The sequence below is a fragment of the Peribacillus sp. FSL R5-0717 genome, from assembly GCF_038002945.1.
Taxonomy (GTDB): domain Bacteria; phylum Bacillota; class Bacilli; order Bacillales; family DSM-1321; genus Peribacillus; species Peribacillus frigoritolerans.
The window spans coordinates 772,811-793,660 of sequence record NZ_JBBOOF010000001.1 but is presented as its reverse complement, the minus strand read 5'-3'; the positions used below and the strand labels follow the sequence as shown (position 1 = coordinate 793,660).

The 20,850-nt window shown below is 44.0% G+C and carries 20 protein-coding genes; 19 read left to right on the top strand and 1 reads right to left on the bottom strand.

Annotated elements, in window-relative coordinates:
* Window positions 1-26: 26 nt before the first annotated feature.
* The 18 genes from recD2 to NYE65_RS03850 all read left to right on the top strand — a co-directional run bounded on the left by recD2 (window position 27) and on the right by NYE65_RS03850 (window position 19,759).
* Complete coding sequence (recD2, locus tag NYE65_RS03935; protein WP_340859880.1) at window positions 27-2,432, top strand: SF1B family DNA helicase RecD2; 2,406 nt, start codon at window positions 27-29, stop codon at window positions 2,430-2,432.
* 81 nt (window positions 2,433-2,513) lie between these two features.
* Window positions 2,514-3,083 (top strand): LemA family protein, encoded by a 570-nt coding sequence (locus tag NYE65_RS03930; RefSeq protein WP_445670394.1) that lies wholly within the window; start codon window positions 2,514-2,516, stop codon window positions 3,081-3,083.
* Window positions 3,083-3,853 carry a TPM domain-containing protein gene (locus NYE65_RS03925; RefSeq protein WP_340859878.1) on the top strand — a complete coding sequence of 257 codons (771 nt, stop codon included), beginning with the start codon at window positions 3,083-3,085 and terminating at the stop codon, window positions 3,851-3,853. Before NYE65_RS03930 ends, NYE65_RS03925 begins: the two co-directional genes overlap by 1 nt.
* Window positions 3,854-3,972: 119 nt before the next feature.
* Window positions 3,973-4,431 carry a PRC-barrel domain-containing protein gene (locus NYE65_RS03920; RefSeq protein ID WP_328178585.1) on the top strand — a complete coding sequence of 153 codons (459 nt, stop codon included), beginning with the start codon at window positions 3,973-3,975 and terminating at the stop codon, window positions 4,429-4,431.
* Window positions 4,421-4,636 carry a hypothetical protein gene (locus NYE65_RS03915; protein ID WP_034311361.1) on the top strand — a complete coding sequence of 72 codons (216 nt, stop codon included), beginning with the start codon at window positions 4,421-4,423 and terminating at the stop codon, window positions 4,634-4,636. Before NYE65_RS03920 ends, NYE65_RS03915 begins: the two co-directional genes overlap by 11 nt.
* Before the next feature lie 227 nt (window positions 4,637-4,863).
* Window positions 4,864-5,940 (top strand): AI-2E family transporter, encoded by a 1,077-nt coding sequence (locus NYE65_RS03910; RefSeq protein WP_095678537.1) that lies wholly within the window; start codon window positions 4,864-4,866, stop codon window positions 5,938-5,940.
* A gap of 310 nt (window positions 5,941-6,250) precedes the next feature.
* Complete coding sequence (alaS, locus tag NYE65_RS03905) at window positions 6,251-8,887, top strand: alanine--tRNA ligase (RefSeq protein WP_278089571.1); 2,637 nt, start codon at window positions 6,251-6,253, stop codon at window positions 8,885-8,887.
* Window positions 8,888-8,952: 65 nt separating this feature from the next.
* Window positions 8,953-9,222, top strand: coding sequence for an IreB family regulatory phosphoprotein (locus tag NYE65_RS03900; protein ID WP_340859877.1), 270 nt, complete (start codon window positions 8,953-8,955; stop codon window positions 9,220-9,222).
* Complete coding sequence (gene ruvX, locus NYE65_RS03895; protein WP_034308633.1) at window positions 9,222-9,647, top strand: Holliday junction resolvase RuvX; 426 nt, start codon at window positions 9,222-9,224, stop codon at window positions 9,645-9,647. Before NYE65_RS03900 ends, ruvX begins: the two co-directional genes overlap by 1 nt.
* A gap of 11 nt (window positions 9,648-9,658) precedes the next feature.
* Window positions 9,659-9,949 carry a DUF1292 domain-containing protein gene (locus NYE65_RS03890; protein ID WP_034308630.1) on the top strand — a complete coding sequence of 97 codons (291 nt, stop codon included), beginning with the start codon at window positions 9,659-9,661 and terminating at the stop codon, window positions 9,947-9,949.
* 1,214 nt (window positions 9,950-11,163) lie between these two features.
* Window positions 11,164-12,300, top strand: coding sequence for an endolytic transglycosylase MltG (gene mltG / locus NYE65_RS03885; protein WP_371748454.1), 1,137 nt, complete (start codon window positions 11,164-11,166; stop codon window positions 12,298-12,300).
* 257 nt (window positions 12,301-12,557) lie between these two features.
* Window positions 12,558-13,223: an O-methyltransferase gene (locus tag NYE65_RS03880; protein WP_095678541.1), complete on the top strand. Its 666-nt coding sequence runs from the start codon at window positions 12,558-12,560 to the stop codon at window positions 13,221-13,223.
* Window positions 13,210-14,139 carry a peptidase U32 family protein gene (locus tag NYE65_RS03875; protein WP_340859876.1) on the top strand — a complete coding sequence of 310 codons (930 nt, stop codon included), beginning with the start codon at window positions 13,210-13,212 and terminating at the stop codon, window positions 14,137-14,139. The genes NYE65_RS03880 and NYE65_RS03875 overlap by 14 nt, the downstream gene beginning before the upstream one ends.
* A 32-nt stretch (window positions 14,140-14,171) precedes the next feature.
* On the top strand, window positions 14,172-15,443 hold the full coding sequence (locus tag NYE65_RS03870) for a peptidase U32 family protein (RefSeq protein ID WP_034308621.1): 1,272 nt from the start codon (window positions 14,172-14,174) through the stop codon (window positions 15,441-15,443).
* 1 nt (window position 15,444) lies between these two features.
* Window positions 15,445-16,083 (top strand): uridine kinase, encoded by a 639-nt coding sequence (udk, locus tag NYE65_RS03865; protein ID WP_034308619.1) that lies wholly within the window; start codon window positions 15,445-15,447, stop codon window positions 16,081-16,083.
* 303 nt (window positions 16,084-16,386) lie between these two features.
* Window positions 16,387-16,863 carry a transcription elongation factor GreA gene (gene greA, locus NYE65_RS03860; protein ID WP_034308617.1) on the top strand — a complete coding sequence of 159 codons (477 nt, stop codon included), beginning with the start codon at window positions 16,387-16,389 and terminating at the stop codon, window positions 16,861-16,863.
* A 348-nt stretch (window positions 16,864-17,211) separates the two neighbouring features.
* Window positions 17,212-18,963 (top strand): peptidoglycan D,D-transpeptidase FtsI family protein, encoded by a 1,752-nt coding sequence (locus NYE65_RS03855; RefSeq protein ID WP_340859875.1) that lies wholly within the window; start codon window positions 17,212-17,214, stop codon window positions 18,961-18,963.
* Between the two features lie 88 nt (window positions 18,964-19,051).
* Window positions 19,052-19,759 carry a YrrS family protein gene (locus NYE65_RS03850; RefSeq protein ID WP_340859874.1) on the top strand — a complete coding sequence of 236 codons (708 nt, stop codon included), beginning with the start codon at window positions 19,052-19,054 and terminating at the stop codon, window positions 19,757-19,759.
* 70 nt (window positions 19,760-19,829) lie between these two features.
* Here NYE65_RS03850 and NYE65_RS03845 read toward each other — a convergent pair whose 3' ends face one another.
* Complete coding sequence (locus NYE65_RS03845; RefSeq protein ID WP_048682770.1) at window positions 19,830-20,042, bottom strand: DUF2536 family protein; 213 nt, start codon at window positions 20,040-20,042, stop codon at window positions 19,830-19,832.
* Between the two features lie 154 nt (window positions 20,043-20,196).
* Here NYE65_RS03845 and NYE65_RS03840 point away from each other — a divergent pair, with 154 nt between their 5' ends.
* Complete coding sequence (locus tag NYE65_RS03840; protein WP_340859873.1) at window positions 20,197-20,835, top strand: class I SAM-dependent DNA methyltransferase; 639 nt, start codon at window positions 20,197-20,199, stop codon at window positions 20,833-20,835.
* Window positions 20,836-20,850 lie beyond the last annotated feature (15 nt).

The window sequence follows — 20,850 nt, the reverse complement described above, 5'->3', positions numbered from 1 at the left end:
TATGCATGGAAAGGTGGGGAGAAGCGTTGAGCCAGCAAGATTCGTTGGATTTGTTTTCAGAAGAGAAAAAGTTCATGAAAGGCAGTCATTTAGTGACGATCTTTCATAATGAAGAAAATATGTACTCGGTTGTGAGAATTCGTGTGCATGAAACGAATCTGGATTATGAAGAGAAGGAAGCGGTCGTAACAGGTTATTTTCCAAGGATGCATGAGGATGAGATCTATATTTTTTATGGGGCTATGAAGGAACATCCGCGTTTTGGCCTTCAATTCCATGTAGAGCATTTTCGCAAGGATCTGCCTCAATCCAAGGAAGGCATCGTCAGTTATTTATCAGGTGACCTTTTCAAGGGCATTGGGAAAAAAACAGCCGAAAGCATTGTTGAGACACTGGGGGATAAGGCCATTTCAAAAATTCTGGCTCAGCCTTCGCTGCTTGATGATATCCCGAAGCTATCAGGGGAAAAGGCAAAGGGCCTCTATGATACATTAGTCGAGCATCAAGGTCTGGAGCAGGTGATGATCGCCTTGAATCAATATGGCTTCGGTCCGCAGCTGTCGATGAAAATCTATCAAATGTATAAGCAGGATACGATCACGATGGTTCAGGGTAATCCGTATAAACTCGTAGAGGATATTGAAGGGATTGGGTTTGGACGGGCGGATGAGCTTGGGCATCAGCTGGGCATTTCCGGCAGCCACCCCGACCGAATCAAGGCTGCGTGCTTGTATACGCTTGAATCCCAATGCCTCCAGGACGGAAATATATACATAGAAGCCGAGCAGCTCTTGGAAGCGGTCAAACGGCTGCTGGAGGAAAATAAACGGGATCGCATTGAGTTCACCAACATTTCCTCGGAAATAATCGAATTGACGCAAGAGGGGAAAATCGTTGTCGAGGATCAACGAATTTATCCGCCTTCGCTATTCTATTCGGAAAAGGGAATCGTGATGAACATCAAGCGGCTGCTTGCTCAAACCGAGTATGAGGACCAGTTCCCCGAATCGGAGTTCTTGCTGGCACTTGGGGAGCTGGAAGAGCGGCTGGATGTTTCCTATGCCCCGGCCCAAAAGGAAGCGATCCAGACAGCCCTGCAATCGCCGATGTTAATCTTGACTGGGGGACCTGGTACCGGTAAGACGACAGTCATCAAAGGCATCGTTGAGCTATATGCAGAGCTGCATGGTGTATCCATGGACATTAACGATTATAAAAAAGAAGGAAGCGATCCCTTTCCATTCGTACTTGCGGCTCCTACTGGCCGTGCAGCGAAACGCATGGCCGAGTCGACGGGGCTCCCCGCAGTCACGATCCACCGTTTGCTGGGGTGGAACGGAAGTGAAGGCTTTTCCCATGATGAGGATAATCAGCTGGATGGCCGTATCGTGATCATCGATGAGGTTTCGATGGTGGATACGTGGCTGGCCCATCAATTGTTTAAAGCTCTGCCGGAAAATGTCCAGGTGATATTGGTTGGTGATGAAGATCAGCTGCCATCTGTTGGACCTGGGCAGGTTTTAAAGGATTTGCTTGCATCGAATTGTGTACCGACTGTCAGTCTCGAACATATATATCGTCAAGCTGATGGGTCATCGATCATTGAATTGGCCCATGAAATCAAAAAAGGAAGACTTCCGGATGATGTCACGAAACAGCAGGAAGATCGATCGTTCATTCGCTGCCAAACGAATCAAATCCCCCAAGTGATCGAGAAAGTGGTTGCCAATGCCAGGACGAAAGGCTTCACGGCCAAAGATATACAGGTGCTGGCTCCCATGTATAGAGGGCCTGCCGGAATTGATGCACTGAATAAAATGCTTCAGGAAGTGTTCAATAGCAATGTGAATGAAAAGCGGCGGGAAATAAAATTCGGCGATGTGATATATAGAACCGGAGATAAGGTGCTTCAACTGGTGAACCAGCCAGAAGAGGGTGTCTTTAATGGCGATATGGGGGAAATCGTGTCCATATTGTTCGCTAAAGAAAATACCGATTCTGTCGATAAAGTGATCATATCGTTCGAAGGCATCGAAGTGACTTACACGAAGCAGGATTTGAACCAGATCACACATGCCTATTGCTGCTCCATCCATAAGTCGCAGGGAAGCGAATTCCCCATCGTCATTTTACCTGTAGTTAAAAGTTATTACCGGATGCTCCGCCGTAATTTATTGTATACGGCGATTACCCGCAGTAAAAATTTCTTGATCCTATGTGGTGAAGAAGATGCATTCCGTTTAGGGATCGAGCGTAATGATGAGATGCGCCGGAAAACGACTTTGCGTGAAAAGCTGCGGGAGATCTTGAGTGAAGAAGAAATGCCGGTTGAAAAGGGAGAGGTGCATCAAGAGGCAAGTTATCTTGATATTCTTATGCATGCTGACCCGATGATCGGGATGGAGAATGTCACGCCATATGATTTTATGTAGGTTCTTTTTGATTGATTTTGTTTAAAATTCATGGTTTTGGTGGAACTAATAAGGATATAACTTAATGTAAGCAGGGGGGATTTGATGAAAAAAGGTTGGATAATCGGGATAGTCGTTGTCGTTCTACTGGTCATTTATGGCGCATCTTCGTACAACGGACTTGTTAGTGCCAGTGAAGATGTCGATAATAAATGGTCACAGGTGGATAACCAATTAAAACGAAGAGCGGATTTGATTCCGAATCTTGTTGAAACGGTTAAGGGTTATGCGGCTCATGAAACGGAAGCCATTAAAGCGGTGAGTGATGCACGCTCGAAGCTGGCAGGTGCCAATTCGACCGAAGATGCGATTGAAGCCGATCAAGAATTGAGCGGGGCCTTGAGCCGTCTTTTGGTTGTTGTCGAGAACTATCCGGACTTAAAGGCCAATGAGAACTTTAGGGGCCTCATGGATAGTTTGGAAGGCACGGAAAATCGGCTGACGGTAGCACGAAAAGACTATAATGATGAAGTTACCAACTATAATAAGATGATTAAACGCTTTCCGAAGAATATGATGGCAGGAGCGTTCGGGTTCGATGCCAAACCATATTTTGAAGTGACCGATCAAGAAAAAGAAACGCCAAAGGTTGATTTCGGGAGCGATAAATAATGAAAAAACTCGCTGTGTTTGCGCTATTCTTCATTCTCACGTTCAGTTTAGCAAACGTGGCCGCAGCACAACCTAACATTCCTGAACCAGTTGGGGATATATATGTTCAGGACTTCGCCGGAGTCCTGGATGATCAGGAAAAATCGGAACTCATCGAACTTGGGAAACGATTGGATGATGCCACAAAAGCACAAATTTCCATTTTGACGGTTGATTCGATGGAAGGATCCGAGATCGAGGAGTACTCGGTCGAGGCATTAAGATCATTCAAGCTTGGTGATGCCGAGCTGAACAATGGAGTCCTCATCGTGCTGGCCATGGAAGAACAGAAAATCCGTATTGAAGTGGGGTACGGTTTGGAAGGGGCCATTTCCGATATAAAATCTGGACAGATTTTGGATGATGTGGCTATCCCCGCGCTGAAAGAGGGTAAATATGATGTTGCCCTGACGGAGACCTATAAGGCTGTATATAATGACGTCACGAAAGAATACAACCTAGGTGACGAGTTTTATCAAGATCTCTCCGTTCAGCCCGAGTCAGAAACCTTTCAGCCATCAGGTTTACAGATTTTCCTCATTATCATCGTCGTCATCATCGTATTCATCCTTGATGCCAAGTTCTTTAAAGGGTTTTTCCTTCAAACGCTAATCAATATCCTTTTAATATTCATAAGTCGCGGCGGCGGCGGCCGTGGAGGCGGAAGCGGCGGTCCACGGGGCGGCGGCGGAGGAAGTTCCGGCGGCGGAGGTGCCAGCAGGGGCTGGTAAAGCAGTGTATCTGACCGGGAAACCGGTCTTTTTTTATGGACCAACAATGGAAAACCTTTCAGCACATTTATTTTCAGTAGTAAAGAGATAATAAAAATGTTCGGAAAGGCGGGATGACCTTGCGGACGTTTTCTTTATTGAAAGGAATGCCGGTTTTCACAATCAAAGGAGAAAGAATCGGCACGGTCCACGATTTATCAATTTCTGAAATGGGACAGGTAACGGGCTTGGTCATTCATCAGCAAGCATTGTTCAAAAGAGCTTTTCATTTGAAACTTGACGATATTTCTTCATTTGGTCCAGATGGGATCGTCATCAGCCACCAAGATTCAACCTTAAGGAAAGTGCCTGCGGATTCCATTTGCCTATCGAAGGACGAAGTATTGGGACGCATGCTGTTTTCAGAAATGGGCGAAGAACTTGGTTTACTGCAGGATGTATATTTCAAGGAAAAAATGGGCACGATTATAGCGTATGAAACAACGGATGGGTTTTTCTCGGAGTCGACAGTGATAGAATCAAAACAGCCGCCTGCATTAGGGAAGGACACCATCATTGTTTCAGTTTATGAACAGTGAGGTGTCCATTTTGGAAATTAAATGTCCGAATTGCCGCAGTAAAGATGTTGGGAAGATTGGCGTAAATCAATATTATTGTTGGAATTGCTTTATTGAAATGACTCTGTCCGAAGGGCTCATCAATACGCACCAAGTCGAGGAAGATGGAAGTTTAAGCTCATTGGACGATTTGTTTGAGGAAAATGACCGCCGCTTCGGTATGTAAATAACGGAAGAGGTGTTTGCAATGGCTAGACGTTCACGCAATACTCTAATGAATATGGGTTCGGACTTGATGAACTCGAAGATGATCAAACGGAACATGAAGAAAATACGCAAAAGATTAAAGTCATTATTATAGCAGGAATGGGTGTCCTGATAATGAGGGCACTCTTTTTTATGTATGAAAACCTTCCGCCTTTCGAAGAATAAATGAGCGGGGGGTGTTTATTTGTGAGTATTCGGCTAAAGTGGTTTTATCGCCTGGGTTTTTTATTGCTCTTATTTTTCGTCATCTATATTTTTATGAAACTTAAGCCCATGTGGGGACCTGCCGTTACTGTATGTGTGACGGTGCTGCTGCCCTTTTTGGTCGGTGCGTTCATCAGTTACTTGCTGCACCCTGTAGTGGAATATTTGAATGAGAAAGGGATGCGTCGCTGGCTTTCGATTACGATCATCTATTTGTTGTTTTTCGGGGGGATCGGTTTTGCCGTTTATAAAGGGATTCCAGTGATGGTCAGCCAGGTTCGCGAGCTGTCGGAAAGCGTGCCGGAACTGGTTGAACAGTACCGGGGCAGGATTGATAAGCTCAATCATCAAACGGCGGCCTGGCCGTTCGGAATTCATGAAAGATTCGAAGAGGGTGTCACCCTTTTCGAAGGCTGGCTGAAGCGTATACCGGAAAAGGCGATGGAGTATGCAATGAAGATGATTGATTTCATCGTCCTGATTGCGTTGATTCCATTCATTGCTTTTTATATCCTGAAAGATTTCACCGTTTTAAAAAAAATGGCATGGTATATGACCCCGAAAAAATGGCGCAATCAGGGACGGGCATTCGTTCGTGATGTCGATGCATCGCTTGGCGGCTATATCCGCGGACAAATCATCGTCTGTGTCGTGATCGGCTTGATTTCCTCGTTGCTCTTCTGGATAGCCGGAATGAAATATCCGCTTCTTTTGGGGGCGATAATCGGAATAACGAATGTCATTCCGTATTTCGGACCGATTATTGGGGCCATTCCTGCTGTGGTCATCGCCGCGACAATGTCAGTGAAAATGGTGTTGATCATCGCGGTCATCGTGCTTGTCCTTCAATTTCTTGAAGGAAATATCCTGTCTCCGCTAATAGTCGGTAAAAGCCTTCATATGCATCCGCTGTTCATTATGCTTGCATTATTGGCCGGAGGCGAAATAGGCGGTATCGTCGGCATGGTCCTTTCGATTCCAATCTTGGCTGTGTTGAAAGTTTTTGTACTTCATGCCCGCGTTCACTTTAGAAAGAAGCCGCCCCTTATTGACAAATAAAAGTCTTGTGAATATAATCCATAACATAAGATAATTCGTTGAAGGATGAAGTATGCTGAAGTCCATCTAAAGAGAGGGGTCCCCCAGGCTGAAAGGGACTGCCAGGTGAAGAGCAGCAGAAAGCTAGTCCTGAGAGCAGCTAATACCTGCCGTCACGCCGCGTTAAGGCTTTTATGAAGGTGATGGGCCTGGGATGAATTCCTGCGTCCATAATCAGGGTGGTACCGCGAGTCAACTCTCGTCCCTGTTTTTGGGATGGGGGTTTTTTGTGTGCTCAAAATTACATAATTTTTAAAAGGAGGATATATATATGAAGTATTTAACTGGTGCTCAAATCCGCCAAATGTATTTAGACTTTTTTAGTGAAAAAGGACATAACATCGAACCAAGTGCGTCATTGGTTCCTCATGAAGATCCATCATTGCTTTGGATCAATTCCGGGGTGGCGACGTTAAAGAAATATTTTGATGGACGGGTGATTCCTGAAAACCCAAGGATTACGAATGCTCAAAAGGCGATCCGTACAAACGATATTGAAAACGTGGGAAAAACGGCACGTCATCATACGTTTTTCGAAATGCTCGGAAACTTCTCCATTGGTGAATATTTCAAAGAAGAAGCCATCACATGGGCATGGGAGTTTTTGACCGATGAAAAATGGATTGGGTTCGACAAAGATAAATTGGCTGTGACGATCCATCCTGAAGATGATGAAGCATTCGAACTTTGGAATAAGAAAATCGGTGTTCCTGCTGAAAGGATCATTCGCCTGGAAGAAAACTTCTGGGATATCGGGGAAGGTCCAAGCGGTCCGAATACGGAGATTTTCTATGACCGCGGACCAGCATATGGCGATGATCCGAATGATCCGGAACTATATCCAGGCGGGGAAAATGAACGTCATCTGGAAGTATGGAATCTTGTATTTTCTCAATTCAACCATAATCCGGACGGTTCTTATACACCGCTTCCAAAGAAAAATATCGATACAGGGATGGGCCTTGAACGTATGGCTTCCGTCGTTCAAGATGTGGCGACGAACTATGATACAGATTTATTCATGCCAATCATCCGCGCAGTAGAAGAGATATCCGATGTGAAATATGGTGTTGATTCAGAAAAAGATGTGGCATTCAAAGTCATTGCCGACCATATTCGTACGGTAGCCTTTGCAGTAGGTGACGGGGCTCTTCCATCCAACGAAGGCCGCGGTTATGTATTGCGCCGTTTACTTCGCAGAGCGGTTCGATATGCTAAGCAAATCAACATCAACCGACCATTCATGTTCGAGCTTGTGACGGTCGTCGGTGAAATCATGAAAGACTTCTATCCTGAAGTCCTCAAGAATAAAGAATTCATTGCAAAAGTAATCAAAAATGAAGAAGAACGCTTCCATGAAACCTTGAATGATGGACTGTCCATCCTTTCTGAAGTCATTAAAAAGGAAAAGGAAAAAGGCAATACGACCATTCCGGGCAGCGATGCATTCCGTTTATATGACACATATGGCTTCCCGATTGAGTTAACGGAAGAGTATGCAGAAGAAGAAGGCATGGCGGTCGATCAAGCTGGATTTGAAAAAGAGATGGATGCTCAGCGTGAACGTGCCCGTTCAGCGCGTCAAGATGTTGATTCCATGCAAATCCAAGGCGGGGTATTGGGCGATATTAAAGTTGAAAGTGAATTTGTCGGATATGATCAAGTTGCTGTCGAAGCCAAAGTTGCTGCCATCATTAAAAATGGCGAGCTTGTAACGGAGGCACAAGAAGGAGAAGAAGTTCAAGTGATATTGGACAAGACTCCTTTCTACGCGGAAAGCGGCGGACAAATAGCCGATATAGGAACGATGGCCAGTGAATCGGTGAAGGTTGATGTCCTTGATGTCCAAAAAGCTCCTAATGGCCAAAATCTGCACCGTGTAGCAGTTACTGCCGGCACGTTAACAGCAGATTCCCATATCGTTGCTGCGGTAAATCAAGAAAATCGCATCCATATCACGAAAAACCATACAGCGACGCATCTTTTGCATCAGGCGTTGAAAGATGTGCTTGGTACACATGTCAACCAAGCGGGTTCACTCGTACAGGCTGAGCGCCTTCGCTTCGATTTCTCTCATTTTGGCCAGATAACGGCGGATGAGATTGAACAAATCGAAACGATTGTAAATGAAAAGATTTGGCAAAGCTTACAAGTGAATACGGATTATAAAAACATCGAAGAAGCCAAGGCTATGGGCGCAATGGCCTTGTTCGGCGAAAAATACGGCAAGATTGTACGTGTCGTTCAAATAGGCGATTACAGCTTGGAACTTTGCGGCGGGGTCCACGTTCCGAATACAGCGGTGATCGGCTTGTTCAAAATCGTTTCCGAAAGCGGCATCGGTGCAGGAACTCGCCGTATAGAAGCGGTAACGGGTGCCGGGGCGTACAAATTGATGACCGATCAAATCGGTGTCTTGAAGGACGCTGCTGCTAAATTGAAAACGAACTTGAAAGACGTACCTTCAAGAATTGAAACGGTGCTGGCTGAAGTGAAGGATCTTCATCGCGAGAATGAAAGCCTTACTGCAAAATTAAGTAATATTGAAGCAAGCAGCCTTGTTTCTAACGTAAAAGAAGTAAATGGTGTTCAAGTATTGGTGGCGAAGGTTCAAGCTACCGACATGAATAATCTGCGTGCCATGGCGGATGATTTGAAACAAAAGCTCGATTCTGTCATTATCGTATTAGGCTCGGCCCAAGGCGATAAAGTCAATTTGATTGCCGGGGTGACCAAGGATTACATCGACCGCGGTTTCCATGCAGGTAAATTGGTGAAAGAAGTTGCTTCTCGTTGCGGCGGTGGCGGTGGCGGACGTCCAGATATGGCCCAAGCCGGCGGAAAAGACCCTGAAAAATTGGATGCAGCACTTAATTTTGTTGAAGAATGGGTCTTATCGATTTCATAATCAATGGAAAGTGTTGTACAATGTAGGTAATAGTGGATTTGGACGCTGAGGAGAGGTGCATGTTAATGAGTTCCTTTGATAAAACGATGAAATTTAATTTTCCCGAAGAACCATTCGAAAGAGATGTACAAGAAGTATTGTCTCAAGTGTATATTGCACTTCAGGAAAAAGGTTATAACCCGATAAACCAGATTGTCGGTTATCTATTATCTGGTGACCCGGCCTACATCCCGCGCCATATGGATGCTCGAAACATTATTCGTAAGCTTGAACGCGATGAAATCATCGAAGAATTGGTTAAATCGTATCTTAAGAACCATCGAGAGGAATACTAATGCGCACAATGGGACTTGATTTGGGTTCAAAAACCATCGGCGTCGCCCTGAGCGACGCGATGGGCTGGACTGCACAAGGATTGGAAACGATCAAAATTAACGAAGCTGGAAATGACTTCGGCTTTAAACGCCTCAATGAAATTATAAAAGAGCATGATGTTTCTAAAATTGTCCTCGGTTTACCTAAGAACATGAATGGGACTGTTGGACCGCGAGGCGAGATCAGCCAAGATTTCGCTAAACGATTAGAAAACAAATTCAAGCTGCCGGTGTTTCTCTGGGATGAACGGTTGACAACTATGGCGGCTGAACGTGTCCTTCTTGAGGCGGACGTAAGCCGAAGCAAACGCAAGAAAGTCATTGATAAAATGGCAGCTGTCATGATTCTGCAAGGATTCTTGGACAGACAAACAAATTCAATATGAGGTGAATACAAATGGAACACGGCGAAAACAACATTACAGTAGTAGATGAAAACGGAAACGAGCAGCTATGCGAAATCCTTTTCACATTCGACTCAGATAAATTCAACAAATCTTATGTACTTTACTATCCGATGTCTGCAGAAGATGAAGAGGAAGAAATTGAAATCCACGCTTCATCATTCGTACCGAGCGAAGATAATAAAGATGGTGAACTTACACCGATCGAAACAGAAGAAGAGTGGGATCTTGTGGAAGAAATGTTAAATACATTCCTAGACCAAGAAGAAGCGGAAGAAGAATAAAAGAAAAAAACCGGCCCCTAAAGGTCGGTTTTTTTTTTGAAAAAGGACTCAGTCTAAAATTTAATAACAAAATTGATGGGAGCGGGTGTGCGAGACCCCTGCGGGAAAAGCGTGTCTAAGGAGACCCCGCAGGCGAAAGCCGAGGACTCCCGAGACCGCCCGCGGAAAGCGAGTACCTGGAGTGGAAATTTAAGTCCAACACCAATAACATTTTATGGTCGGGTTGTGACATTCCGAGCCAAAAGGGTTACAATCTGAATTTTTTATAAAATTTTATTGGAACGGAAGGTGCGAGACTCCTGCGGGAAAAGCGTGTCTAAGGAGACCCCGCAGACGAAAGCCGAGGAGGCTCCCGAGACCGCCCGCGGAAAGCGAGTACCTGGAGTGGAAATCACCGTACAAATTGTACAAACACATAAAAAACTGTGACATTAAGGTCGTTTTTTCATTTTTGTACCAGTAACCCCTTATCTTTTCTTTGCGAATAAAAGCATAAAAGTAGCGAACATTTTTTCCTTGAGCAAGTCCGGCGTTTATGAGTGCCAATGTCCCCCAACCTACAAAATAAGATTGATCCAACTCCTTCACACCTTTCCTTTTCCTCAAATCATTATGGCATTCCTATATGAATATTTCTGTCATTCCCTAACATATGCAGGAAACATTTTTAGCAGATTATAATTAAAACAAAGTTGATTGAAGCGGGTGTGCGAGACTCCTGCGGGAAAAGCGTGTCTAAGGAGACCCCGCAGGAGGAAGCCGAGGGCGGACAGCCCGCGGAAAGCGAGTACCTGGAGTGGAAATCAATCCACCACCAAATAACATTTCATGGTTCGGCTGTGAGCATTCTGAACAACTTTTTTAGACAAAAGGGTTACAATCTGAATTTTTTTATACAAAGTTGATTGGAGCGGGTGTGCGAGATTCCTGGGTGAAAAACGCTTCAAAGGGAGTGCCTGAACTGGAGCGGAAATCAATATACACTCAAAAAAACTTTAGACAAAGATATCACTATTTTCCTATTAAATAATACCTGTATATTGACAAAACTAGTGCATTTTTGCCATAAATAGAGTATTGATGAATGTAGTTTTGCAAAAAACATGTAATTATTTGTTGATTTTAGTATAATGTTCGAAGCAAAGATTAATTAGAGAAAAAGCATCATCTAGAAACCATTCTGTAGTTGGTGTGAGTTTGCAGGGGGAATGAACATGGATGAAAAAGATAAAAATCTATCTAAAAAGGAACATATCCGAATGAAATTGTTAGAACAGCAAGGAGAAGCCAAGCTGGTTCGTAAAATCATCATGATTACGATCGCTTCGCTTATTTTACTAATTGGGATAGTTGGTCTTGTGGGCTTTTTATATATCAACTCAGCCATGAAACCAGTCGATCCGGATGATGATACCATCAAGAAAGTGAAAATCCCGATCGGTTCATCCGTTAACGGAATTTCAACGCTGCTTGAAGAGCAGGGAATAATCAAGGACGCACGCGTATTCAAATATTATATTAAATTCCGCAATGAATCCGGTTTTCAGGCAGGGGAGTATAAATTATCACCTTCGATGCCGATTGAAGATATTGTCACAAGCATCAAAACCGGGAAACTCATGAAGGAAGCGGCAATGAAGATAACGATTCCTGAAGGGAAGCAGCTAATCCAAATTGCCGATATCATCGCGGGGAAGACGGGTGAAGATCCGAAAAAGGTCTTCAAGAAATTGAATGATAAGAAGTTCGTTAATTCCATGCAAGAGCAATTTCCGCAGCTATTGACCTCGGAAATTGAAAATGAAAAGGTTTTATATCCGCTGGAAGGGTACCTTTTCCCAGCTACTTATGACTTTTATGAAGAAAAGCCGACCCTGGAGTCGATCGTCATCGAGATGCTGAAGAAAACCGAAGAGACTTTGCAGGCTTACGAGGGCCAAATGGACAAGAACGATTATTCCGTACACGAGATGCTGACCTTCGCTTCGCTTGTCGAAGAAGAGGCGACGGCACAAGTCGATCGCGGAAAGATAGCTTCTGTCTTTTACAATCGTATTAAGGAAGATATGCCGCTTCAAACGGATCCGACCGTTTTGTATGCGAAGGGTTCACATAAGAGCAGGGTGTATTATAAAGACCTTGAGGTGAAATCCCCTTATAATACGTATAAGAACAAGGGGCTTCCGCCTGGGCCGATTGCAAATGCCGGAACGACATCGATCGATGCGGTATTGAAGCCTGAGAAAACCGATTACCTGTACTTTTTGGCAACACCTGAAGGGGAAGTCCTTTACTCCAAGACCCTGGATGACCACAATAACAAAAAGGCAGAGCATATTTCCAATAAATAAATAAAAAAATGCAAGGACACTGAGGGGGGAGAGATATTACTTTCCCCTTGTTTTTATGATAGAATAGTACAAGTGAATTTTTGACCCGATTCTTATCGGTGACGTAACTCGGCGAATGCCGGGTTTTATTTTGAAAGATAAGGAAATGTAGATCGTCAAGCATACTTGTTTCAGCTCCTTGTGAAGAAATTGTTCAATCAATTTTTTCATGTTACTGACCAAGCGCTTTTGTTTTCCTTATAAATGGAGGAAACGTTTTGAACGGAAAAATAGAACAATATCTTCATTCCTTAATTCCGGAGCGTACGGGTTTGCTTAAGGAGTTGGAAGATTTTGCGATGGAAAATAATGTGCCGATCATGGAGCCCGAAGGAATTGAAGTGCTGCTTCAGATTTTAAGGCTTCATCAGCCAAAAGCGATATTGGAAGTAGGTTCGGCAATTGGCTATTCGGCCATAAGGATGGCTGAGACCCTTCCGGAAGCTCAAATCGTCACACTTGAACGGAATGAAGCCCGTATTGAGCAGGCAAGGGCTAACTTCAAGAAAGCGGGACTGTCGGAAAGGATCACCCTCATTGAAGGGGATGCCCTTGAAGCGGGACCGAAAGTGATGGAGCATGGCCCGTTCGATATCATCTTCGTTGATGCAGCTAAAGGGCAGTACAAGCGATTCTTTGAACTGTTTGAACCATTCCTTGCTGATGCTGGCATCATCATTACTGACAATGTTTTATTCAAAGGCTTGGTTGCCGAAAACATTGAAGAAATGGAAATGACGAGAAGAAAGCGAGCTCTTATCAAAAAAATCAGAGACTTTAACATCTGGTTACATGACCATCCCCATTTCGATACTGTAATTTTGCCGATTGGTGATGGTGTGGCCATTAGTAAACATAGAGGTGACAAAAATGAAAAAGCCTGAATTACTCGTGACTCCGACAAGTGTCGATCATATAACAGAACTCATCGATGCTGGCGCTGATGCCTTTGTCATTGGCGAACAACGTTATGCACTAAGGCTGGCAGGGGAGTTCAATCGTGAAGATGTAGAGAAGGCAATTGAACTTGCACATGCTGCGGGCAAGAAAGTGTACGTATCCATGAACGCCATTTTTCATAATGAAAAAGTGGACGAGCTTGAAGGGTATGTTACATTCCTTAAAGAGGCTGGTGCCGACCGGATCATTTTCGGTGATCCCGCAGTCTTGATGGCAGTCCGTGCCGTGGCACCTGATATGCCCCTGCACTGGAATACAGAGATGACGGTAACGAACTGGTACACATGTAATTACTGGGGAAAACGAGGTGCTGTCCGTGCCGTTGCTGCCCGTGAGATAAGTCTGGACGAGATCGTGGAAATGAAGGAAAATGCCGAAGTGGAGATTGAAGTGCAAGTGCATGGCATGACATGCATGTTCCAATCGAAGCGTACGCTCCTAGGTAATTACTTTGAATACCAAGGCAAGGCATTGGAAGTGGAAAATCGGAAGGAACAAAGAAATATGTTCTTGCATGATAAGGAACGTGAAAATAAATACCCGATTTATGAAGATGAAAATGGTACACATATCATGAGTCCGAATGATATGTGCATGATTGATGAACTTCAGGAATTGCTTGAAGCGGAAATTGATTCACTGAAAATCGAAGGGTTACTACAAACTCCGGAATATGTCATTGAAATGACAAGGTTATATCGGGAAGCGATTGACGTATGTGCTGAAGACCCTGACCGCTATGATGATATCAAATCGGAACTTTTTGAAAAAGTCAAAGCGGTTCAGCCGGATAACCGTGAGTTGGATACTGGGTTCTTCTTTAAAGAATCGGTTTATTAAAGAAAAGGGTAAGAGAAAGAGGAGGAATAGCCTTGAATGCTATTGCTGATAAAATTTCCAAGATCGTTGATGGAAAGAGAGTCATTGTAAAAAAACCGGAATTGCTGGCTCCGGCCGGCAACCTGGAAAAATTAAAAATAGCCGTCCATTACGGCGCGGATGCCGTGTTCATTGGCGGTCAGGAATATGGCCTTCGTTCCAATGCCGGTAACTTCACGTTTGAGGAAATGAAGGAAGGCGTCGAATTCGCTAATAAATATGGTGCCAAAGTATATGTAACTACAAATATCTTCGCACATAATGAAAATATCGATGGTCTTGATGAATATCTGGAAGGTCTTCAGGAGGCAGGGGTCCATGGTATCATCGTCGCCGACCCATTAATCATCGAAACCTGTAAAAGGGTCGCTCCGAAAGTCGAGATCCATTTAAGCACACAGCAATCGCTATCGAACTGGAAGGCTGTTCAGTATTGGAAAGAGGAAGGCTTGGAGCGTGTTGTTTTGGCACGTGAGACGAGTGCTGATGAAATCCGTGAAATGAAGGAAAAGGTCGATATCGAAATCGAGGCTTTCGTTCATGGGGCCATGTGCATTGCCTATTCTGGACGCTGCACCCTTTCGAACCATATGACGGCGCGTGATTCGAACCGCGGCGGCTGCTGTCAGTCTTGCCGTTGGGATTATGATTTATATGAGTTGGATCAAGATGGGGAAAAGGCTTTATTCGATAAAGAAGATGCTCCATTCGCAATGAGTCCAAAAGACTTGAAGCTGATTGAATCACTGCCTGGCATGATCGAAATTGGCATAGACAGCTTAAAAGTCGAAGGAAGAATGAAATCGATTCATTATATTGCAACGGTTGTCAGCGTGTATCGTAAAGTGATTGATGCGTATTGTGCCGATCCCGACAATTTCAAGATTAAACAAGAATGGCTGGAAGAGCTTGATAAGTGTGCGAACCGTGAGACGGCATCATCGTTCATGGAAGGGGAAATTCCTGGGTATAAACAGCAAATGTTCGGGAATCATACCGTAAAGACTCGCTTCGACTTCGCAGGATTGGTGCTTGATTACAACGAGGAAACTAAAATCGTCACCATGCAGCAACGTAATTTCTTCAAGCCTGGGGATGAAGTGGAGTTTTTTGGACCGGAAATCGAAAACTTCACTCAAAAAATCGGTACGATCTGGGATGAGTCAGGTAAGGAGCTGGAGGCAGCCCGCCATCCGCTTCAAATTGTCCGCATTCAAGTAGATAATAGAGTTTATGTGAACAATATGATGCGGAAGGAGAATTGATATGACAAGAAAGAAACCAGTGGTCATCGGAGTTACCGGAGGGTCGGGATCAGGTAAAACAAGTGTTACCCGTTCCATTTTTGAATTCTTCCAAGGACATTCCATCTTGATGATCGAACAAGATTATTATTATAAAGATCAAAGTCATCTGCCTTTTGAAGAGCGCCTGAAAACGAACTATGATCATCCGCTTGCATTTGATAATGATTTGTTAATCGATCACATTAACGCATTGCTGCGCTATGAAACGATAGAAAAACCGGTTTATGATTATTCGATCCATACGCGCTCGGAAGAAGTCATCACAGTTGAGCCACAGGATGTCATCATCCTTGAAGGGATTCTTGTACTGGAGGATGAGCGCCTGCGAGACCTGATGGATATGAAGCTATATGTCGATACGGACGCAGACCTGCGGATCCTTCGCCGGATGACCCGTGATATTAAAGAACGCGGCCGTTCCATAGATTCCGTCATCGAACAATACATCAGTGTCGTCCGTCCGATGCATAATCAGTTCATAGAACCGACGAAGCGTTATGCCGACATCATCATACCAGAAGGTGGCCAAAACCATGTGGCGATTGACCTTATGGTGACAAAAATTCAAACAATCCTTGAACAAAAGTCTTTTTTGTAATAACATAGCATAAATAATGATAGGTGCCATTTTCCTCCGTTTATTTAAAAATCCCATTTATTTAATGGGAAAGACTGGACAAATGTTGGAAAACGCAATACTCTATTCTTGATACAGAACGAACCGGCTGCCCACCGCAGTCGGTTTATATACTAAGGAACGGATTGTTTCTTAGTATCGAAGCGCGACTTTTTAAGTCGCGCAATTATATATTTTTGACTCGATTTAGGGTTAAGCACTATATAGTACATAAACTTGTCACAGCGAATGCTTGCTGTAAAGAATTTGAAGGAGTGAAGGGTTTTGGCAATTGAAAAAGAATATCCAATGACTAAAGAAGGTAAGTTAAAGCTTGAGCAGGAACTGGAACAGTTAAAAACGGTTAAACGTAAAGAAGTGGTGGAAAGAATCAAAATCGCCCGCAGTTTTGGGGACCTTTCCGAGAACTCAGAATACGATTCCGCAAAAGAAGAGCAGGCTTTCGTTGAAGGACGTATTACAACGATCGAAAACATGATCCGCAATGCAAAAATCATTGAAGGCAATGATTCGAATACAGATACAGTTTCACTTGGAAAATCGGTAACCTTCGTGGAACTTCCAAATGGTGACGAAGAAACATATTCCATCGTAGGAAGCGTTGAAGCGGACCCATTCGAAGGAAAAATCTCCAATGATTCCCCGATCGCGAAAAGCCTGATAGGGAAAAGGGTCGGCGACAAGGTATCGATCATGACACCTGGCGGCGAAATGAGCGTCAAGATTGTATCCATCGACTAAATAAAATGCAAAAGGGGATGTCCATCGGGGCATCCTCTTTTTATGTAAGGCTGTTTTCACATACTTTGTTGCTATTTACCAGTAGTGAGTTGTGGTTAATTTCCCCTCAAGATGCTCGCTTTCCGCGGGGCGGGCGGTGAGCCTCCTCGGCGTAAACGCCTGTGGGGTCTCACCTGTCCCGCTGCTCCCGCAGGAGTCTCGCACTTCCGCTCCAATCAACCTTAAATAGTTTCGTTTAAAAACAACAATCTTTACGAAAAGAGCCATATGGAAAAGTGCCGCGTTAAATTTGTTCATAATTGTTTAAAAATTAGCACCTCGTCAACAATGGTTATCGAGGTGTATTTTATGAAAAAGAAACGAATGAGGTTGCTGGCTCTTTTTTTGACCACTTTCATGCTGATGCTCATAGGCAGGCTTGCCTACATCCAACTTGTATCGACAGAATCTTTTTCAAAGCATGATGTGAACCTGTTGGAAGCAAGCGTGAATCAGCGTTCACAAATATTAAAGATTGATGATGGACGCGGAAAGTTCTATGACAGAAATGGAGAACCGCTGGCACATGAAGAAATCCCGACGCTCGTCCTTTTTCCCTTTCTAAAAAAAATGACATGGCCTATAGATGAAGTGGCCTCGATAATAGGGGAATCGGAAGCGGAGTTAAAACGGGCGATAGAAGAAGCGGATGAACCATTCGTATTTGGCGGTGATGAACCGATAGAGTTGACGTCCAGCCAGTCGAAGGCGATCAATGAATTGAAGATTCCCGGGGTCTTTGCCGTGAATGAGAAATTATATCATGATCGAATGCCTGCAGCACAATTGATCGGAACGACGAATATATCTGATGCGGAAAAGAAAAAACGTTACCCGGACATGAATTTATCTCCTGAAACGAAAATAGGCAATACGGGACTGCAAAGGACCTTCGATGAGTTCTTGCTTTCCGCTGGGGAATCGAAGCTCGTTTTTCACGTGGACGCCAGCGGAGGACCGATGTTCGGTGTCGATGTTAAATATGTGGAACCAGCAAATCCGCTTTACCCGGTGAAGGTCATGACGACGATCGATAAAGAAATTCAGGAGAAAGCGGAGAGGCTCGTCGATGAACGCGGGATAAAAAAAGGCGGTCTCGTCCTGATCGATATCGAAAAAAGTGAAATCGTCGCCATGGTATCACGTCCGGCGCTTAATATAAAAGATCCAAATGGCGAAGGGGCCGTCAATATGATGCTGACTCAAAAAACGCCGGGTTCCGTCTTTAAAACGGTCACGGCAGCAGCGGCCATCGATTATGAAGCGGCCAGTCCCACAAGGACATTTAACTGTAATTTGACGATAGACGGCAAAACGGATAAACAGAGGGAACTGGGCGTACTTAATTTTGAAAATAGCTTTGCTCAAAGCTGTAATAGGACGTTTGCTGAATTGTCACAGGAAATAGCGGAGAAGGATCCGGACTTTTTGGACAAATATGCAAAAATGTTAGGGCTGGTTGGTGAAACGGGCTGGCAGGGGGATGTATATCACACGGAAGTCACTCAGCTGCATCATGAACAAACAGGAAAGGTCTGGCATGATGACGATTTAAAAAAAGATCCCAAAATGGTTGCCAAAACGGCAATTGGCCAGCAGGATGTCCAAACGACGCCGCTCGCGATCGCGAATATGATGGCAACGATTGCCCGCGGCGGCAAGAAGGAACAGGTCAAAGCCGTTTCCAAGGTCGAATTTAACAATAGTACGACCGTAGTCGATTTTCCCAATCAAAGCATTGGCGGCGAGAAACTGTCACCCTATACAGCGATGAAGATGCAGCATCTTCTTAGGAAGGTCGTGACGGAAGAGAAAGGGACGGGCGCCTCCTTGAGAGATTTGCCTGTGGAGGTCGCCGGCAAGTCCGGGACAGCTCAGACCAATATCGAAAAAGGGGAGCTCAATAAATGGTTTGCAGGCTACTTTCCATATAAAGATCCCAAATATGCTCTTGTTACCGTAAGTTTTGAAACGAAGGAAAACAGTTCCAGCATGACGCCTCTTTTTTCAGATATTGTAAAAGTCCTGTACTCGAAGGACCAGGACATTAGCGAGAATTGACGAAAAGTGTAGGAAACCCTTCCCTTCTATCTCTGGCTAAATCATGTTAAAATGAGGCAGTAAGAAATGGTAAGGGGAGGAATGGACCTTGGGCTCACGTTTCAATCAGAGAGATCAAAAAAGAAAAGTAAATAAAATATATAATATTGCAATCACCATCGTTTCCATTTTAATCGTCATTGTCGCAGTCTCGATTTTCTTAAGTGATGATGGCACCGAAACAAAAAAAGCCACGACTGAACCAAAGCAAGTCGCCGAGACAGAAAAGGGGAAAGTAGTGGACAAACCTTCTGGCAAAGAGGAAGAAACGGATTCGGAGAAGGAAGACGCAGTAGGTGATAGTGAAGCAACGGAAGAGGATGCCGAAAAAGAAGATAGTAAAGCAACAGAGGAAGATGCAGAAGAGAAGGCTGAAGATGATGCAGATCCAGAAAAAGCAGGAGATGCCGAACTTGTGGAAGTGGAAGGCAGCGGCGATGGCAATGTTGCGTCTACATATACAAGTGAGAGTTGGAAACCAGTAGGAACGGAGCAATCCGGGGAGCACACTACCAGCTTCGAAAAGGGCTCGGTCGATTGGAATGAGATGAGTAAAGCGATAGCAAGCGGAGCTGGAATCGATGAAGGCAGCATGAAGCTATGGTGGCTGCAAAACGGCGGTTCGTCGACCACGGCAATCGGTACGGTTTCTGAAGGAGACAACCCTAAAACCTTCCGGGTTTATATTGAATGGGTGGACGGATCAGGTTGGAAACCTGTAAAAGTCGAAGAGCTGAAGACAAACGATAAAAGATAATGTTCAGAAAAAATGTATAAACGAAAAACCCCCGAAAGGAATTCCGCTTTTCGGGGGTTTTTCATGGTGATCATTTTTTAGCTTTAAAGTGGACGACTGCACTATAAAAACGTCTGCCTTCTTCACTTACATACATTTGGTGTGACACGGATTCCACCTGGAGCATGATCGCTTTATTGATTTCAATTTGTGATTGGATTTTTTCTTCAAGATTCTTGATGCTTTCTGCCTCGAAAAATTCTATTTTATCTTCGAATAAGTTTAAGTCGAGTTGAAAACTCATGACTGTTCCCCTCCAACATTCAGATACTGTTAGTTTACCACCATTTTGTCCGAATCTGAACCTAATGAATTTGCCTAAAAACAAGAACTGTTTCTCTGTTTATTTCATATTATGCTTATAGGTTTTATTATCTTATTATAAAAGGTGATTAAAAATGGGCAGAGAATTTATCGATTTATTTGAAGAATGGTCGAAATCGTATGATGATACGGTTGGTGGACACGATATTGAGTATCAAGAGGTTTTTAAACATTATGATGGCATATTGGACAGCGTCACCAATCGGGCTTTTGGTCATGTGCTGGAGTTCGGGGTGGGTACCGGGAATTTGACGGAAAGACTTTTGAAAAAGGGCCTAAAGGTATCGGGAATAGAACCTTCTCCTGCGATGAGGGAAATAGCGGTAAGCAAGCTGAGCGGAAAAACAGAAATTGTAGATGGTGATTTTATCGATTTTCCGAAGCCGGAACAGGTTGATTCGATTGTAAGTACGTACGCGTTTCATCATTTAACCGATGAAGAAAAAGAAAAAGCGATAGCCAACTATGGAAAGTTACTGAATACTGGTGGTAAAATAGTGTTTGCTGATACAATGTATCAATCAAAGGAAGCTCATGAACGAGCGATTCAAGATGCAAGGCAGGAAGGCTTTCATAATTTGGCGAACGATTTGCAAACGGAATATTATACTACGATTCCTTTTTTGGAAAAAGTGCTTGAAGCAAATGGATATAAAGTGAACTTCGAGCGCTGCAATCAATTCGTCTGGATCATGGAGGCGGAAAAATTATAGGAAGAGGTTTTTACT

Coding starts and splice junctions, on each gene's coding strand:
- NYE65_RS03875 (WP_340859876.1), top strand. CDS start 13,210: ATGAAAAAGCCTGAATTACTCGTGACTCCGACAAGTGTCGATCATATA.
- NYE65_RS03915 (WP_034311361.1), top strand. CDS start 4,421: ATGAACAGTGAGGTGTCCATTTTGGAAATTAAATGTCCGAATTGCCGC.
- mltG (WP_371748454.1), top strand. CDS start 11,164: ATGGATGAAAAAGATAAAAATCTATCTAAAAAGGAACATATCCGAATG.
- NYE65_RS03900 (WP_340859877.1), top strand. CDS start 8,953: ATGAGTTCCTTTGATAAAACGATGAAATTTAATTTTCCCGAAGAACCA.
- udk (WP_034308619.1), top strand. CDS start 15,445: ATGACAAGAAAGAAACCAGTGGTCATCGGAGTTACCGGAGGGTCGGGA.
- alaS (WP_278089571.1), top strand. CDS start 6,251: ATGAAGTATTTAACTGGTGCTCAAATCCGCCAAATGTATTTAGACTTT.
- ruvX (WP_034308633.1), top strand. CDS start 9,222: ATGCGCACAATGGGACTTGATTTGGGTTCAAAAACCATCGGCGTCGCC.
- NYE65_RS03845 (WP_048682770.1), bottom strand. CDS start 20,042: ATGAGTTTTCAACTCGACTTAAACTTATTCGAAGATAAAATAGAATTT.
- NYE65_RS03840 (WP_340859873.1), top strand. CDS start 20,197: ATGGGCAGAGAATTTATCGATTTATTTGAAGAATGGTCGAAATCGTAT.
- NYE65_RS03925 (WP_340859878.1), top strand. CDS start 3,083: ATGAAAAAACTCGCTGTGTTTGCGCTATTCTTCATTCTCACGTTCAGT.
- NYE65_RS03890 (WP_034308630.1), top strand. CDS start 9,659: ATGGAACACGGCGAAAACAACATTACAGTAGTAGATGAAAACGGAAAC.
- NYE65_RS03855 (WP_340859875.1), top strand. CDS start 17,212: ATGAAAAAGAAACGAATGAGGTTGCTGGCTCTTTTTTTGACCACTTTC.